The organism is Actinomadura pelletieri DSM 43383, assembly GCF_003634705.1.
In the GTDB taxonomy this organism is placed as follows: domain Bacteria; phylum Actinomycetota; class Actinomycetes; order Streptosporangiales; family Streptosporangiaceae; genus Spirillospora; species Spirillospora pelletieri.
In genome coordinates this window covers 268,563-285,817 of sequence record NZ_RBWU01000008.1, presented here as the reverse complement: position 1 = coordinate 285,817, position 17,255 = coordinate 268,563, and the positions used below count along the sequence as shown (strand labels likewise).

At 65.2% G+C, this 17,255-nt stretch carries 12 protein-coding genes; 1 reads left to right on the top strand and 11 read right to left on the bottom strand.

What is annotated here, in order from left to right; genetic code table 11:
- Positions 1 to 832: 832 nt before the first annotated feature.
- The 5 genes from BZB76_RS32000 to BZB76_RS31980 form a co-directional block, all read right to left on the bottom strand.
- Positions 833 to 1,042: an ATP-binding protein gene (locus tag BZB76_RS32000; protein ID WP_121438162.1), complete on the bottom strand. Its 210-nt coding sequence runs from the start codon at positions 1,040 to 1,042 to the stop codon at positions 833 to 835.
- The gene (locus BZB76_RS31995) at positions 1,039 to 1,242 is read right to left on the bottom strand and encodes a hypothetical protein (protein WP_121438161.1); all 204 of its coding nucleotides are present in this window, start codon (positions 1,240 to 1,242) and stop codon (positions 1,039 to 1,041) included. The genes BZB76_RS32000 and BZB76_RS31995 overlap by 4 nt, the downstream gene beginning before the upstream one ends.
- 826 nt (positions 1,243 to 2,068) lie before the next feature.
- A complete protein-coding gene (locus BZB76_RS31990) occupies positions 2,069 to 3,988 on the bottom strand; it encodes a hypothetical protein (protein WP_121438160.1) in 1,920 nt (639 codons plus the stop codon).
- Between the two features lie 206 nt (positions 3,989 to 4,194).
- Positions 4,195 to 6,234 carry a hypothetical protein gene (locus tag BZB76_RS31985; protein ID WP_121438159.1) on the bottom strand — a complete coding sequence of 680 codons (2,040 nt, stop codon included), beginning with the start codon at positions 6,232 to 6,234 and terminating at the stop codon, positions 4,195 to 4,197.
- Positions 6,231 to 6,857, bottom strand: a complete 627-nt coding sequence (locus BZB76_RS31980; RefSeq protein WP_121438158.1) for a hypothetical protein — start codon at positions 6,855 to 6,857, stop codon at positions 6,231 to 6,233. Before BZB76_RS31980 ends, BZB76_RS31985 begins: the two co-directional genes overlap by 4 nt.
- 872 nt (positions 6,858 to 7,729) lie before the next feature.
- On the opposite strand from BZB76_RS31980, the gene BZB76_RS31975 reads away from it, so the two are divergent.
- Complete coding sequence (locus BZB76_RS31975) at positions 7,730 to 8,371, top strand: hypothetical protein (RefSeq protein WP_147449625.1); 642 nt, start codon at positions 7,730 to 7,732, stop codon at positions 8,369 to 8,371.
- On the opposite strand, the gene BZB76_RS34405 is transcribed toward BZB76_RS31975, so the two are convergent.
- The 6 genes from BZB76_RS34405 to BZB76_RS31940 all read right to left on the bottom strand — a co-directional run bounded on the left by BZB76_RS34405 (position 8,295) and on the right by BZB76_RS31940 (position 17,117).
- Entirely contained in the window at positions 8,295 to 9,794 is a 1,500-nt protein-coding gene (locus BZB76_RS34405) for a hypothetical protein (RefSeq protein ID WP_147449624.1), read from the bottom strand. The two genes, BZB76_RS31975 and BZB76_RS34405, sit on opposite strands and share 77 nt — an antisense overlap.
- Before the next feature lie 727 nt (positions 9,795 to 10,521).
- Complete coding sequence (locus tag BZB76_RS31960) at positions 10,522 to 11,724, bottom strand: ATP-grasp domain-containing protein (RefSeq protein WP_147449623.1); 1,203 nt, start codon at positions 11,722 to 11,724, stop codon at positions 10,522 to 10,524.
- A 19-nt stretch (positions 11,725 to 11,743) separates the two neighbouring features.
- The gene (locus BZB76_RS31955; protein WP_121438153.1) at positions 11,744 to 13,171 is read right to left on the bottom strand and encodes a coproporphyrinogen-III oxidase family protein; all 1,428 of its coding nucleotides are present in this window, start codon (positions 13,169 to 13,171) and stop codon (positions 11,744 to 11,746) included.
- Positions 13,172 to 14,407: an ATP-grasp domain-containing protein gene (locus BZB76_RS31950; protein WP_121438152.1), complete on the bottom strand. Its 1,236-nt coding sequence runs from the start codon at positions 14,405 to 14,407 to the stop codon at positions 13,172 to 13,174. It abuts the gene before it with no gap.
- On the bottom strand, positions 14,404 to 15,720 hold the full coding sequence (locus BZB76_RS31945; protein ID WP_121438151.1) for a metallopeptidase TldD-related protein: 1,317 nt from the start codon (positions 15,718 to 15,720) through the stop codon (positions 14,404 to 14,406). The genes BZB76_RS31950 and BZB76_RS31945 overlap by 4 nt, the downstream gene beginning before the upstream one ends.
- On the bottom strand, positions 15,720 to 17,117 hold the full coding sequence (locus BZB76_RS31940) for a TldD/PmbA family protein (protein ID WP_170180858.1): 1,398 nt from the start codon (positions 17,115 to 17,117) through the stop codon (positions 15,720 to 15,722). The genes BZB76_RS31945 and BZB76_RS31940 overlap by 1 nt, the downstream gene beginning before the upstream one ends.
- Between the last annotated feature and the right edge of the window lie 138 nt (positions 17,118 to 17,255).

Sequence of the window (17,255 nt, the reverse complement as noted above, 5' to 3'; positions counted from 1 at the left end):
ACCGCAGCTCACAAGCTCAGAAATCCCAGAAGAGTTCCACCGGAACCCCGCCTTTGAGGGCATAGAAACGAGGCGTCCGTCCGCCGTCAGGCAGATGACGTCGTTCCATGGAAAGCCCGCCTCTAAGAGCATAGAACCCTTCCATGGCAACGCGCGCCCTGGTGGAGGTTCCACAGGAAGCCCGCCTCCGAGGATAGAACGAGCCGGGTTATCCACCAGCAGGTTGAACAGCTCGACGTTCTACAGGAGCCAACATCTGAGGGCATGGAAACAAGAGAATTACGTTTGACGCCATGTACCACCCGAGTTTCGCAGGTAGCCCCGCATTGGAGGGCATAGAAACTCCTTGATGACTGGCGAGATCATGTTGACCCGGCGCTTCCGCATGTAATACGTCTTCGGCGGCAAGGACAGCGATAAGTTTCGGTGGGGCCTCCGCCGCCTGATGTGGGATGGTTTCGATTACCTGCCCGGCATTGCCGCTGAGCACATAGCACGGGTTTCGGTTGCTGGTCAACTCGGCGGCTGGTGGACGCGGCACTGGCTGTCAGTTAGTTCAGGGTGGATGACCGTCCTGAAGCTCCCTACTTCGCCTCGGCGTCCTCCACCGGGCCGTCGCCATCCACCGCGCTTGCGAGGTTCGTCAACCGAGCAGGCAGCGACGGTTCGGACTCCCGGCGGGGAAGAGCGTCTGAGCGTAGAGACGGGCTCGCTTGGCAACTTCTCCACGTCCACGCTGACCCCGCCACCGAGCCAGGGACCTCTGCACGAGTCGGAGACGGGCGTGAAGACGTGGAGGGACGGCCCCTCCGACCGCCCCTTCACGTGATCTTCACGGATGGAGGATGGCGAAGACGACCTTGCCCGCGTTGTCTCCGAGGTGGCGGACACCCCAGCTGCGGGAGAGGTAGGCCACGAGCATCAGGCCGCGGCCGACCTCGCTGATAAGTTCCGGGTTCCGCAGGTACGGGAGCTCGGACGTGCCGTCCTGAATCTCCAACCAGAGCGCCTTGTCCTCGGTACGGTCGAGCCGCAGGGTCACGTCGCCGTTCTGCTGGGACGCGTGTCACAGTGCGTTAGTGACCAGTTCGCTTGCCACCAGGCACGGCACGAAATCGTCATGCCCCACTGGCCGATCACCAGCCGCACGAACTCCCGCACCTCCGGCAACATGCTGGAATGCCCGAGCATGTCCTGCACCAACTTCGATTCCACGTTGGCGGCCAGCGCCAGTGTCGCCACGCGCGCCGCAGGTCATGCAGTCGCACCTGCGGCAGCGGTACTCCGCTAGCAGGCCCTGGAACACGTGCGTGAGCCGCCTTGGAGATCGGGTCGCCGTCGAGGTTGGTGAACACATACCGGCTGTCGCGGTACCGGTCCACGTACGCGGCGGCCTCAGCCTGCTGCTAGTCTCGGTGCACTCGCAGGTTCGAATACGCAGTCGTGATCTGCTCAGGGCTCGTGTAGGCGTTCGCGGTCGTCACGTAGGTTATTCCGCACCGCAGTAGCGGGCGCAGGGTGGCTTCGGGATGGCCAAGATTTCCGCGTCCTTGTCCCGGTCGCTCATCGGGAGGTAATGAAGCACCTCGGACGTGTTCGACACCGTCAAGTAGCTAGTCGCAACAACACGGCAGATCATCATTCCGGGCTACAGCGTCGCCACGCCCGCTTCCGGCGGGGTTGACTGAGCCGTCATGCCGCGTGTGCCGGCGTCGGCGACCGTAGCTTTCACCCGCACATATGCAGGTTTCGGCAGGGGCACTGTTGGCCCAGAGAACCTCTTCTGAGCGGCAGCTCGCCTCAAGAGGGCTCACAGAAACTCGCGCGTACTCCATATGCAAGACCGTGCCGTCCGGCGGAGCGCACCGTGTGGCCGGTCGCCCTTCCGATGTGCACGGTGCGCGAAACGGCGTTCATGAGGGGCGATCGTGCTCGTCTGCTGGCCACATGAAGCACAAGCCCACTGGACTTCAGTCCCAACATAAGAGCCCCGCCCGAACTCCTGGATGTCTGCGGGAGCGGGATCCAAGTAGGGACCGGGCTGGAAACCGAGTCGAGATGCTGCAGGCTATACGTCGCTTGGGTCTCGTTTGTTGCCCTGGACTCGGACCATGATGAGGGTGCGGGGGCGGGGGTCGCCGGCAGGGCCGGGCAGGGTGCGGACCTCGATACACGCAGGGATGGCCGCGAGGCCCTGTGGCTTCGGGGCGAGATCCAGGACGACGAGGAAGTTCACAGGCGGGCCGGCGACCTGATATGAGATCGCCTGGGGCCCGTAGGCGGTTGCGTACGCATCCCACGAGGAATCGGCCCAGTCTCGTTTGAGTTCAAGAGTGATGAGCTCGGTGTGCGGCTGCCAGGCGATGTCCACGCGTCCACCGCCGACATTAGTTTCCTCCATCCGTACCCGCAGGCCCTGGCCGCGGAGGAAGTCCCGCAGGTCGCGGCCGAGTTCGGCTTCCCGCGGTTTGTCCTCGTTCTTCTTGAGCTGGCGGAGGTAGGCCCGTGCCTGTCCGCCGTATTTCTGCGTCTCGGACAGCCGCAGCTCTACGAATCGGAGCAGGTGCAGGAGCATGCGATCCACGTCGGCGGCGAATTGGCCGATGTACCCGTCCGGACACTGTTCCTTCAGTTGGTCGTGGGTGTCGCGGAACACAGTGGCAATGATGGGCACCTCGTCGACCGGCTGGGCGGCATTTCGGGCGGCGAGCATCGCGGCGATCCGGTCGCTCAATTCGGGGGTGCCAGCCAGCAGGTTCTGCAGGTGCTCGGTGTCTGTCGCGGAGAGCCCGAGCCCGGCGAGGGATGACGCCGGGCGGTTAGTTTTTGGGGATGGGGAACCGCCTCCGGTGTCCAGCAACCGGCGGAGTCGGGCTGCCTGTTCCCGGACGATGGACGTGGTCGGGTCTTGGTCGCCGCCGGAATCTTCGGCTAGCTCTTCGAGCCATTCGTCCAGAAGGGCGAGACCGCCCTCGTGTGCGAGGAGGGTGGCCTCTACTCGAGGGGCGAGGAGTGCGTGCAGGCCGTACGCGGTCGCTGGTGCCGCGGATCCCGGCTGAGCGGTGGCCAGGCGGGCCTGGGAGGGGGCAAATAGGTCGAGCGTGCGGTGGGCTGTGTAGACGTCCACAAGATCACTGATCACGGCGGCGGCGTAGAGCCAGGCGCCGGGGCGATCCGCGTCCGTTGCCCGGGTAAGGGTATCGAGGAGGCGTTGCCAGGCGGTGAGGGTGTCCAGCCGAGGGGTGCGCCAGCCGGGCGGCAGGCCCAGGAGGTTGAGGCGCAGTTCCGGGACGGCTTCGTCGAGCTGGGTTCTGACGGAGTCGGGCACAGGAGCGCCAGCGGAGTAAGCGAGGATCGCATCGATGGCGGCGCCGAAGGCTGTGGCGTCGGGGCGTTCTTCGTCTTGGTGGGCGTCGCTGAGGCGTTGGCGGGCTTCCAGGAGGAGGGGACGGGCGTGGTCGGGGTCGTCGGTGTGCAGTGCTTTGCGCATGGTTAGCATGCCGAGTTCGAAGGCGGCGTCCTCGGCGACGTCGTCGCGTTCGAGCAGCTGGTTCAGAAGCCGAGCGGGGTCGGGCGAATCGAAGTGCTCGGCGACGGCGCCGGCGACTCTGACGGTGCGCAGGGCGTAGCCGTCGTCGATCTGGGCGAGTTCCTGTTGCCGGTTCAGGCGGCGTAGCCGGTCTAGGAGTCCGTATTCGACGGCGGCGCCGGACAGGACGATGCGGGCGGCGCCTTCCAGGGCGATGCCGCCGATAAGGTCGGTGTGGCTGCGGCTAGCGTCCAGCCAGACGTCGGCCAGGTCGTTACCAAGTTCGTGGACGACTTCGGGGCATGCGAGGAGCGAGGTGATGACGTCCTCTAGGCGGAGCGGGTCCTGCCGGGCCTCGGCGGCGGTGAGGAGGAAGGCGCGGGCCTGGTCGTCCTGGATGGCTGTGTGGTCGGCGCACATTAGGGCTACGAGCAGGGGCAGTTCGTCGTGGTCGAGCAAGCTTACGGTGTCCTGCAGGAGGTGGCCGAGTCCGCCAAGGTCGGTAAGGGACGGTGTGGGGGCACCGGCACGGTGGGCGTTTACAAGCGGTTGCAGTGGATCGGGAGCACCAGGAGACACCGGTCACCATCTCCTCACTGCGCTCGGCGACCTGTGGAGCGTAGAAGGCCTCGTCGATGACCAGAGAACCTTCCGGAATGGGTGGATCACCACAGGCGTTCCCCTGCCGGGGCAAGGCGCAGCTGGTCCGCCGGGATGACCGAGGCCACTTCCTGGCCGCGGGCGGTGGCGATGATGACCTGGAGCTGTGGCGCCATTTCGGTGAGCTGGACGAGCCCTTGCAGCATGAGTTCCAGGTCTCCACGGTCGACCTCTTCGGCTCCGGGCGAGTCGATGATGAGCAGCCCTGGGTGTCTGCCAACGCCGGTGCGGATGCCGTGCCGCAGGAGGGCGGTTATGGTGACGATCTTCAGGCGAAGCTGCTCACCCTCGGTGAGGCTGCCGTGGGGCTGGTGCTGACCGCCCTTCCAGACCTTCAGGGTGGCGCTGGTGCCGAGTTCGACAGCCTCGAGCATCTCCAGACCCAGCTGGCGTCCCATCGTGACGATGTCGGCCTGGACGGCTTGAAGGACCCCCTTGAGTGCCTGCGTGCGCCGGGTGTGGGCGGCTTTCTCGGCGGCCTTGAGGATGTCCTGGTCTCGTTGGAGCGGGGCGAGACCGGCTGGATCGCCGAGGTCGTCGAATCGGCCTCGACGTTCGTCGAGGGCGCCCCTCAGCCGGGCGATCTCAAGCTCGGCTGCTCGGCGGTCGCCCGCTGCCGGGCGGGCCAGCGCATCTTGGAGCGCGCTCTGGGCCTGGCCGAGCGCGGCCGCCGCGTCGGCGGCTACGACCTGTTTGCCAGCCAGTACCGTTGCCGCCGTCTCGACGGCCTGCTGGACCTGAGTGAGTGTCTGACGCAGTTCCTGGTCGTCGTTGACGTCGTCGAAGCTTTCTTCGTCGGCCGGGATGCCGTCGTACTGCGTGGTGGCTGGGTGGAGTTCCGAGGTGCAGAGGGAGCAGTGACCTTCGTCTTCCCGGGCCCATTGGGCCTGGGTGACTTGCGCGTCGCAGCGGGGGCACACCGTCGGTTTCAGGATGTGGAAGAAGGCCTTGGCGAGGGCCGCTTCGCGTCCAGCGTGGACCATTGCGGCAAGGGCCTGGCGCTGTTGCTCGAGTTCGTCGTGCTGCTTGCGTGCTTCGGCGAGCTCGCATTGTACGGTGCCGGCCGCTTCGGTCGCCTCGGCGAAGGCCTGGTACGAGACGTTCAGGTCAGTGGCGTTCTGGCCGAGGTCCGGTAGGGCGTCCAACTGATGTTGGGCCCGTTTCAGGCTGCGGTCGAGTTCGTCGATCTTGCTGCGGCGTTCGGCCGCCTCGGCTTGGGCACGAGCCTTGGCCGCGGACAGTTGCGCCGCGACGAGTTTCTGCGCGACTGCGGCGGAGACCATCGTGGCGGCCCATGGTGCTCCGAGGAAAAGTTCGAGAAGCCGGGTCGGCAGGGCGTTGCGGGCTTCGTTGCCCAGCAGGTGGCCCAGGCCGGAGCGGTTGATGTGGAGGGCACTGGCGTACGCCGGCCAGGACAACTCGCCGGTCAGTGGCGGTCCTTCAACTCCATCGGGTCGCTTCTGCTGGGTGCGCAGCGGTTCCAGGCCGAGGCGCTCCAACATGAAGGCATCCATCAGCTCTTCGAACGTGGCGGCGTTGTCGAAGGAGAACAGCGGTGCTCCGGTGCCCTTCGAAACTACGGTTCCCGTCGGCTTGCTGTTGCTGATGGTCATCTCGACGATAAGGGCCGCGTCGTCGAGGACGAACTCGGTGCGCACCCGGCGCAGCCAGCTTTGCACGTCGCGGTGAAGCCCGCTGCGGCCGCGCAGGCACCACAGGACGATCTCCAGCACGCTGGACTTGCCAGCCTCGTTCTTGCCCGAGGAGGCCAGACACCAGACGCCCGGTCCGGGTTTCCACTGGAAGTGGAAGGAATCGCCTTTTTCGCCAGCGTCGCCGCCGTGTTCACCGGCCGGTGCGGGGCGCACACCTTCGAACTCCATTTCGGTCACCCGCAGCGAGTGTGGCCTCGGGAGCGCGGTCTGCGGACGCACGCCGTGCTCGGCGAGGACCGCCTTGACCACGTCCATCTCTTGGCCGGTCGCCTTGACGATCTCTTCCAACCACGCCTCGACCGGCCCCAGGGCATCGCTCTGTGTGCTCATGCCAATCCCTCCTGGGCCAGTGCCGCGTCCAGGCGTTCGCGGACCCGCTCGGTGATGCCGCCGATCATCTGGTGTACGGGGGTAGCGGCGTATTCGGGCTGCCCGTACTGTTGTTGCTTCAGCTGGGCTCCGGTCATACCCGTGACTGCGGCCGCCACGTAGGCGGTCTGCTGGTCGTACCAGGCAAGGACTTCTTCGTCCTCGCGGAGCCGCTGGGCTTGGTCCGCTCCAGTCTGGAGGAGGAAGTAGTCCCTGCGCCGGACGCGTTCGTCAGAGACGCTTCCTGCGCGCCTTACCGCGATGAGCCCCAGATGGCGCAGCATGCTGAGGGCGTTGTCCAGCGCTTCATAGGCTCCGTGGTCATTTCGGAGCATCCGGTAAGTGTGCAGCTCCGGCTCGCGTTCCTTGAACACCGCCCGGGCATCGAGTAGCCGCTCCGGTGGCAGGCAACCATCCTGCCACCTTGAGATGATCAGGTCCGCGAGATAGTCGGGGTTCCGTATCAGGAAGTCCAGCTTCTGCAGCTTGCGCTGGGACTGAATCGCTCGAACAGCCGTGCTGGGCGCCTGCGGCCAGTGGATACATGCCTCGCCCAGTCGGTCCAGGATGAACAGGACTCGCACGGCCGTCTGGCCCGAGGTTGGTGGAGGACTGACAGCAACCACCCCCTTGGACCTGCCGGAAAGTCCGGCCCTCTCACCGATTGCTAATCACCGACTACGCACCATACAAGCGAACATCGTCGAATTGCCCCAGCGTTCCAGTACCGGCCAGGAAATCTTGCGCGGCCAACGGGATGGTTCGCTGCCGGCGAAGGCCATGTCGGAGAGCGGCCCTCGGCCCCGCGCCTGCGGGATGGTTCCAGGACGGAGCTGATCTAGTACAGATTGACTTCGTCGGTCCCGTATCCGCGGGACTAGTTCCGAGCTGTAGATCACGATCGGCTGGTGTCCGGCGTCGGCCCCGCAGGCCCCGGGGATGGTTCGCACAGTCGATGGTCGATGGGAACCGCTCTAATTAGAACTCCCGCGTCTCGGCCGCGCAACACCACCAGTGAGCTTTGTCCACAGATGCAGACGGAGCCTTTGGAAGGCAACGCTGCCTGTTTTCTAGAGCGCCTTCTCGCGCGAGCGGCTCGAATCAGTCCACGGCATGGCAACGGCGATCGCCGCGGCTCTGTGATGGACGATCGTCTGACGAGACTCGCACAACGACCCAACGATTTTTCTAAAGGACTCACCTGTACGAGGTGCAGGGAATTTTAATGTGAGGTATGGACGCAGGACAAGTCTGGGCCTACCGGGAACGGCCGCATAGTTCGGATTGTCCCTTTGAGCGGGTCGAGTACCTGGAGCCAGCTTCAAAGGGGAACAAATGTTTGATTCGCTTCCTTGATCGCGATGGACGCGAGGCGTGGGTTTCGCGAGGGCGTTTAATCGTTTGGTGGGACGATCGCGGAGCTTGGCTGGACCGGGAGCGCCGGTGGGACGCAGTCGTGAGCGTATCCGCGCATGCCTATGAGACTCCCCAGTACGATGCCGTGTCATCACTTGTGAGGGATGAGTTCATCGATGGGGTTGAGCTCGGGCTCTCACAGAATGAGTTGTGCACGGTTCTGATCTCGGACCTGTCGGCCGTATGTGCGCGCCTGGACATGAATCCCGATGAGCTACGACAGGAGCCCCTCGCCTTTACTGAGGAGGACGGTCTGTTCGTTGGACCCTGGTCGCTCGCCGTGAAGATCGCTAGACGTGTCGCAGAGCTCAACGGCGAAGCCGTGATGCAGCAGGTCATCGAGAAGGAGGAGCGGATTGAGCTGGAGTCGGTTCACGGCAGGACGTACACGGTCGGACGCGAACGCGAGAAGCGCTGGGTACCGCCGGAGCATCTGAAGGAACGGCACGCGAAGCAGCTCATGGCCGTGAACATCGTGCGGGAATGGTGCGGTAAGGAGGTCATCGAGCGGCTGGACGAACTGGAAGCCCTACGGGAGGAAGTACGCCGCCTCGGGCTGCTCGTCGAGCGCGCCATCGCCGAACTGCGTCAATGCGGGCAGACCACTATCGCCGCCACCATGGAAAGCGACCTTGGCGTGCCAGTATCCAGGTTGGTACTTCGGAGGCGTAAGAAGAAGTAGGACGACCGGCGGGCTCGCTGCGAGGAGGCCGGTACTCTTTCCTGGGGCCGAAGGGGCTCCAATCCCCCAGGTAGGCACGCAGGTCGTCCGGGCCTGGGTCAGGATAAAAGCGCGTAGCGAAGGCCAGCAGATCGAGAGTCGGATCGAGCCGGTCCGCTTGTGCCCTTGCCCAGCTCACCCATTCCCTGGCCGCGTCCGGCATGTCGCCAGCTGCGGCAGCGTGGTCGACCTCGTCGCAGAATTCACGGATCTGTCGGGCGCACAGCCACCCCCACAGCGCGTCACCGAAGTTCTTCCGGCGCAGTTCCTCGGTCGCGAGCTCGCGGGCATGGTCCATTGCCGCTTCCCAATCGGCTTTGGCTTTCGTCTGCCTGCGCTCCTCGTCCGCCTGCCGCTTCCGTTGCTCGACGAGCCATTCCTGGTGCTGACGCGCCCGCTCACGTGCCTGCACATCAGCCTGTTCGGCCTGCCGCTCGGCTTCGTCTATGACCTCGGTGAGCTTCTTTTCGACCTTGGCTCTGCCGTGATCCACCCACTCCCGGGCTTCGGGGGTACGCGGTGACAGCTCGATGCGCAGACGTCCGGACGGAACCGAGTCGTACTCAGGGGGCTTGATCCGTTGCCAGTCGTAGGCGTGGCGCAGTCGAGGGTCGCTGGCCGGCAGGCGCCGCGGGACCTCGTCCACGTCCTCGGAGATCTTGATGACGAATGAGTGCTCACGAACCTGTAGAGACAACTGCCGGCTCTTCCGGGAGACCGCCATCGCGTGTCCACGACGTTCTGCCCGCCGGGCGAGAACCTTCACGAGATCGACGGCACGGTCTCGGGCCGCGTCGCCGACTTTGAGGAGTTGGTGATCCCGCCTGAGCAGTTCGAGCAGGGCGCTCCCGGTGGCCTCGTCGCGGGCACGCAACCGGATGCGGTTCCAGTCGGTCGCGGCCGTCGGCCCCTCTTCGCTCAGCTTGATGATCAGGGGCCCTACGTCCCTTCCCGTGTGAAAGAGCTGTTTACCCTCCGGCACCAGTCCTCGTCGCTTAGCCGCGTTGATCGCCTTCCGATAGCGAGCACGTGTCTCATCGTCCGGTTGCTCGATGCGGATCGTCCCGCCTTCGACCCGGTCAAGCTCAGCGATCAGGTCAGCGGCAGCGTCCATCGCAGGACCACGCTTCGGCACGACGGCGACCCGGTCGTTCGGATCTGGGCGATCCGGGTGATGGCCATGCTGGAGATAGAACGTCCCGGCCTCGGTGATCTCGACACACCAGGCGCCGTCGCGCCGAGATGTCTTCACCAATCCGCGATTCTGCAGTGCGTAAACGGTCGTCCCCAGCTCAGAGCGCTTGGCACTCACCTCATCCGCGTCATCCCCCACGCGCTGCAACACCGACAACTGCCTGGCGTTCAACGCCGCCCAACGCTGCATGCTTGCAGGTCATCGCACTCCACCTGCCCTCGCAAGCCGAATGACTGATTCAGTAGGTGACCTCGCGGTAACGCCTCGCAGCATCGCACGACGGTCCGGGCCACAGCGTGTCCACCTGCACCTGAGCACGCTGAGCCCCTCCCAAGGAGGAACCGCTTAACTCAGAGTAGGACGCAACACCGAGGCCCTCCCTAGTCGGGCAGGGGCACTCCAACAAACATCCATCCGATTACGGCATCGGAAAGCGGGACACAACGGTTAGGCGGGCGCCGGGTGGGGCGGGAACGAGCGCCGGTCTGCGGCGGATCCCGTAGGGGGTACCGCAAGCATGGCTGCGTGACTGCCATCAAACCGTCACCATTCCACACAATCGCCGCACGCGCGGCCTACACCCCATCTCCGGTGTGATCGTCACCTGCACGGCGTCCTGATCACCCACCAGGTCATGACGCATCCGGACGGCACCACCACCTCGCCCACAGGGGTGGGTGTCCTGCGGTCACTCCGGAGGGAGGAGGCGGTGCCCGTAGATGCCCCCGGCTACTTCCTCGATCGCGCCCCCGGTTGCCACACCTGGCTGGGACGTGTGGAGCAGCGGGGCCCCGTCTGTACCTGCGCGAGGCGCAGACGGGGCCTCCAAATGTGCCGGAGTAGACCGTTGGCTCATCGTCCACTGGGTAGAGATGAGCCAACCGTCCGGTCTCGACGCGGGAATGATCAGTCGTGTTCAGCGCCAGGTGAGGATGGATCGTGAGAGCGCTACGCACTCGTCGATCCGTTTGACCACTTCCGCGCTGTCCGCGCCCTCCACGACGAATCCGAGGACCGAGTCCACGCTGTTGGCCGCGCCCCCGAATGTCCGTGGCACTGCGGTTTTGACATAGAAGTGACGGACGAACGAGGGCAGGTCTGGCTCAGCGACGGCCACAAGTTCGCCGGGGCGCGGTGGGATCAGCACCCATCCGTACAGGTTCTTGTCCAGGCTGAATGCGCCGTCGGCCGGCCCGGGCAGGCCCGCCTGTGCGCGGACCCAGGCGCGGGCCGGATTCGTGCCGGTGCGCAAGGTGAGCGTTTCCATCATGTGCCCGCCGCCGAGTCGGCAGGCGACCTCACAGAACACCAGGTCACCGGTGCGGTCGTCGACGATCACCTCCAGGTGGAACGGTGTCGGCGCGGTGGGCGGAAGCGCCGCCGCCACGCGGGCGGCGAACGAGTCCAAGGCGTGTGCCAGGCGGTCGTCCCCGTCGAGTTGCGCGCTGCCCAGCGGGGTACTGTCGTGGAACGCCAGGCAGTCGTTGACATATCGGGACGGACACGAGAACACGATCGAGGCGCCGGACATCAAGCCGTCGACGTGGAAAACTTGGCCCGGAACGAACTCCTCGACCATTACGTCTTGCGGATCGCGCGCACCGTACTCCTCGACAAGGCGGCTCGGGTCGTGCACGACGCGCACGTCCTTTGACGCGTAGCCCAGACGGGGCTTGATCACGACCGGCCAACCGTGCTGCTCGGCGAACTCCACCGCACGCTCCGCTGACTCCGGCGCGGCGAACGCGGGAACCCGCAGGCCCGCACGGGCGACCGCCTGCTTCATCAGAAGCTTGTCGCGGTAGGGAAGCGCCTCCGTGTGGGTCTGGCCCGTGATCCCGTGCCGGTCTCGGGCGGATGCGGCGCGCAGCACGTCCTCCTCGGTTATGTGCACGATTCGCCGGACACCACCGTCTGCGCAGAGTTCATCAAGCAGCGCGTCCATGCCAGGCCAGTGCGAGTAGTCCTGCACCACGGTGATCTCGGAGAGGGCCCCGACATAGCTATCCGCGACCGAGGCGTCGGTGACAAGGTGAACCCGGTCGGCGACCTCCGCCAACCATTCGCCAAGTGGTGTCACCGCTGCCGGGATCCTGTTGAGAACAATGATCCGGTCCACTGCCGTCGTCCGATCTTCGTTAGGCGTTCGCAAGAGGCAGGGTCATGCGGCGGTCACCGTCGGTGATGCCTTTTACTCGCCCCTTGAGAGCGACGAAGTCGTCTAGAATGCGCTGGTCGGTCTCGGGGGACAGGTAGTACATCATATTGACATACCAGTACCAGCCGAGCTCGGTGATCCGGTATTCGGTGGCATCCTCAACGATGAGTTCCTCGTCGATGAGTCGGTTGAGCCGCCCTAGGATTTCCGTCGGCACCTTGTCCCATTCGATCCTCGACTTGTCCAGCCAGCCGAAGTACGGCAAGTGGAACACTATGCCCTTTTCGTACGGGACGCCGTCCGCTACGGTCACATTAATCTTGAAGTCGTCGTCGTCGAGGAGCCGGCGCGTGTAGGTGGCGCGATTTTCGTCGTTCATGATGGTGTACTCGCCGCTCTGCGACACGGCAGAGTTACCGAACCCCATCAGGTCCACGTCGTGGTACGCCCAGAAGAACTTGTTGTAGACGTTGGTGTATCGGCGGGTGATGAAGTTGTCGGCGTCCGGGGTCGCGCCCTCCGGCAGCCGCAGGAAGCCGTGTCCGTTGTGCTGCTGGAACCCGGACGCGCGCATATACCGATCGAGGAACATACTCATCGACATCTTCTGCATGAAGCTGAGCGGCTGAAGGCCGGCCCTGACGTACCCGTGGTGTAGGGACGCCTGCGTGACGAGGTTTGTGATCGGATAGAACTCGATCGTCTCGGTGCCCATGTCGACAGCCTGTTGGACGTCGCTCGCGAAGCGCTCGATCGTCTGTCCGTGCAGTCCGTAGATGATGTCGAAGCTGGTGTAGTCGAAGGAGCGGCGCAGTAGTTCGGCCGCGGCGTACGTCTGTTCCAGTGTCGCCGTGATGTTGAATAACTCCCGATACTGGGGGTCGAACGTCTGTAAGCCGAACCGCGCCTTGTTCAGTCCGATATCGCGCATCGCGGCGACCTTCTCCTCGGAGAGGCTCTTCACCTCCATCTCGAAGGTGAACTCCTCCATCACCGACAGATCGAAGTGGTCGTGAATGGCGCGGCCGATCCGGCGGATCTGGTCAGCGGTGAGGATACTCGGTGTCCCGCCGCCGAAGAAGATCGCCGTGATCGGCAGCGAGGTGACCGAGGCGTACTGGCTCTTGATCTGAATCTCCCTGATCAGCGCCTGGACGTACAGTTCGATTGCCTCGTCACCCTCGTTCCCCAGGCCACGGTTGAGTGTGCAGAACGAGCAGATGGTCTGGCAGAACGGGATGTGGAAGTACAGTGCGCGCCCCCGGATGCCGGAGACGTCCAGGTCGTCGAACAGCTTCTTGTAAGAGGTGACGTCAAGGTCTTGGCCCTTCATCGGGTAGAGCCAGTTGTAGACCGGGAACTGCTCATCGAACTTCATCAGGGTCTTGCCGGGGAGAAGGTTCACCATCTACTCGATCTCCATTTCCACTTTTTGCCGGACGGTCGTCATCAGATCGGTGACAGAGGCGTGATCGGGTCCCGAGACGAGGACCTTGGCGACCACGGTGTCGAGGTCGCAGGTGCGCGGCACCCGCTCTCCCGGGACGTAGCGGAGCTGGATCTCGTCCACTCCGCGTAACTCGCGCAGCCCGTCCAGGCCATGGACGGCGTGGAGCCTTCCGGCCGGGCCGTCGTTGCGCAGGCAGCAGATGCCGAGGACCGCGTCGAAACGCGGATCGAGCCGGTCTCGCGGCATTCCGAGATAGGCGTCGAGGGTCGCCTCGAAGGGCTGGAAGGAGGCGTGCCGCTCCCAGTGGTCTGCCATCTTCGCACCAGGCAGCCGACCCCCGATTTCCATCATGAACAGGCCGCTCGCATTTCCCTTGACCTCGGTGTGACTTGGCCCGTTCCGCATTCCGAACACCTCCAGCACACGGACGGCGAGGTCGGCTGCGGGGCCCCACGCCGGGTCCGCGTGGGGTAACTGGATGAGATCCCAGTAGGGCTGGTCGTAATCGGCGTCCCAGGGCTGCCGGTACTCCCAGATGTCGATCACCTCGTGCCGGCCGTTCAGGGAGAACGCGTTCACTGCGAACTCGCGGCCGCGGACATAACGTTCCACCAGCCACTCCTGGATCGGCGCCCCGAACAAATCTCGAGATGCGGACGCCGCGATGGCGTCGGGCAGATCGCCGACGGTCGGAACGAGCCGCACGTCGCGTGCGGACGCGCCGGTGGCAGGTTTGAGAATCAGCGGGTAGCCGATCTCCGTTGCAGCGTCCGGCACCTCCGAGAGGTCGGTGACCACCAGAAAGTCGGGTACCGGTACACCGCCGGAGACCGCGAGCCGCCGCATCGCGGTCTTGTTTCGACGAGCCGACGCGGTCGCCGGATCGTTACCGGGCAGACCGAGCTTGGCGGCGAGCACGTCCGCAACGTGGACGGCGGGCTCTGTGGCCGGGACGACTGCTCTGATCTCCATCGGGACGGCCGTCACCAGTGCGTACGCCTCGTCCGGATCGGCGGCGTACAAGGTGACGTCGTTGCCCTCGGCGTGATCGGGGGCGATTTCCGCCAGCACGGACGGGCTGATGGTGTAGAGCGACACGACCGCGTGTCCGCGTGCCCGGCACACCCGCTTGAACGGCAGCCCTGTGATCACAGGGTCGACGAGCAACACCGCCGTGGGTCCCGCCGCCTTCATCTCCCGACCACCAGGCCGGTCACCAGCAGGTCTGGTGCGCCGAACGAGGACTCTCCATCGTCACACCAGGACGGCACCCCGCCGATGCCGCGGACATTGCGCAGAAGATCCAACACATTGCCGGTGACGCTCAGCCCGGAGACCTGATGGACCTGCCCATCCGTATGGACCGTCGCGGTCGCGCCCGTGGAGAACTCGCCGGTGATCCCGTTGGACAGATGCATGCCGTGGGTTTGAGTGATCCGTACGGTGGGCTCGTCGAGGGAAAGTTCCCTGGTTCCCGGTCGGATGTACAGGTTGCTCCCTCCCGGGCGAGGCGGCGACATCACGTCCGGGCGACGCGCATTGCCGAGCGCGCTTCCGGTGACTCCAGATGAGTAGTCGCGCGAGCCGAGGAAGCCGCGCAGTCGGCCCGCATCGATCAACACCCGTTCGGCCGCCCGGACACCTTCGTCGTCGAATGGAAGCAGGCGCGGGCCGTCCCCGAGCAAGGGGTCGTCGACGACCGTGACGAGCTCGTCGCCGATGGACGCGCCGAGCCGGCTCGCGAGTCTGCTGCTACCCTGCTCGACGGCTTCGGCTGAGAGCGCCTCGCTGAGCAGGCACACGAGCTGCGCCGCGACACTGCCGGCCAGGACCACTCGGCTGGGCAGGGCCGCCTCGGCCGCCAGCTCCGGCGCCGACAGTTGACGGTGGGCGTCCCGCAGCATCCGATCCTCGAACCGCCGCAGCAACCAGCTTACGTCGGGGCCCGATTCCGACCGGTCAACATGTGAGACGCGCCCGTCAGAGCCGACCATGGTCGCGCGCAGGACGAGGGAACCGTGGGTGGTCGGGAAAGACTGTGCAACGTGCGGGGTGAAATGGTGGACGGTGCGGCGCACTTGCACGGCGCGCACCTCACACTCCCTCGCATCCGGCAGAGCCGCCGAGGCGTCAACGAGATCTTCCAGGACCGCATCCAGGCTGAGGGTCTCGCGGCCGGAGAGAGTCACCACCGTACGGGCCGCGGCGACGGGCGGTTCGCCACCGCCAGGTGCGTCCACCCCTCGTCCGGGCCTGGTCACCAGGGCGTGGCCTTCTGCCACGACCGTCGCGACGTCAGCCTCGACACCGGCCGCAAGCACCGCCTTGTGCCCACCCGCGGCGACGGTCAAGCCGATCACGGTCTCGTCCGCTCGCCCCTTGGAATCGATGAGCCCGTTTCGGGTGACCAGTTCCTCGCGGCTCTCCTCGATCACCCGGATCTCGCCGTCGATTCCGCGGCGGCTGCATTCGGCCAGGTAGCTCGACGCCAGCTTGTCGATCAGCATCAGTCCGTCCCCCCCACCAGTAACGATTCGATGCGCAGCGTCGGGCCCTGGACACCGACCGGCACGAGTTGATTGAACTTGCCGCACTTGGCCGCCCCGAGCTTCACATCGCGCCCGACCGCGTCGATCGCGCGCAGTACCTCGACACCGTTTCCCTGGACTGTCGTCTCCTGGATCGGATCCGTAAGCCGGCCGTTCTCGATGAGGAAGCCGCTGTGCACCCGGAACACGAAGTCGCCGGTCGACTCGATGACCTCACCACCCCCGACGTGCTGCGCGTACAGCCCGTACTCGGTGTCGGCGATGATCTCCTCAGGGGACAATGGCCCCGGCCGGACGCAGGTGTTGCTCATCCGTGGAATCGGTACGTCCCGGAAGCTTTCCCGTCGCCCGTTACCGGAGCTCGCGACGGCGAGTCTCGCGGCGGTGTCGCAGTCGGTCAGGTACGACGCGAGCATCCCGTCGTCCACCATCACGGTCGGGCTCGCCGCAGTGCCTTCGTCGTCGTGGGCGTAGGAACCGGCCCCTCCCCGCACCAGCGGGTCGTCGACGATGGTGACACCGGATGTGGCGACACGTTCCCCGATCCGACCCGCATAGACGGAGCCGCGTGTGATCTCATCGCCTTCCAGCGGGTGACAGCACGCCTCGTGGATCAGGACCGTTCCGCGGCCGGGGCCGACGACGACAGGCATGCGGCTCATCGGAACCGGGCGTCCCGACAGCGAGGTCACTGCCCGGCGTGCGGTCTCGACGCCGATCTCGTCGGCGTCGAGGAGTTCGTCAGGGTCCGAGGTCGCCGGGGTGTAGAAGCCGGTGACGATCCGGTCGCCCTCTTCGGCCACCACGCGGATCGTCAAGTAGCGCAGGTGGCGCTGTTCGGCGGCGATGCTCTCGCGCCGGACGGTGACCACCGACTGTCGGTGCCATTCGGCGTCGATCAGGACCTGCCGCACTCGGGAGTCATGGCCGCGGGCCGCCTTGTCGATCGCGCCCAGGAGGCCGTCCAACTCACCGGTGATAGGGACCAGGCTCTCCTCGGTCGAGTCCGCCCCCGAGGTGCCCGATCCGGTGACGGACCGCGGCCTCGCGTCGGCGGGACGGCCGTCCAGGAGTACGGCGATGACCTCGGGATCCGCGCTGTCCAAGGCGCGATACCCGGACTCGGACGGCGATATCCAGCGAGCGCACGATCCGATCTGTCGGCCCACCGTCATGTCGTTCACCTTGCCATCGGCGAAACGCGCGGTGACGAGGCTACGTCGTTCTATGAACACGTTGGCGGTGTGCGCCTTGGCGGGAGTGAATCTCGCAAGGGCCCGTCGCACGTCTTCGTAATCGGCAACGTCGTCCGAACTTGATGGGTATTTGCCTGATCTAGGATCGCTGTGCGGCATAGGCGGCATTCTGATGCTAGAGGTTGCGCTCTGTCAAGATCTTGAAAATATGCCTCGGTCCGGGCAAGATTCAGCGCTGTCGCCACGTTCTAAGGAGGTGCACTTGAGTCGCTTGTTGATGGTTGGATGCGGCTGGAT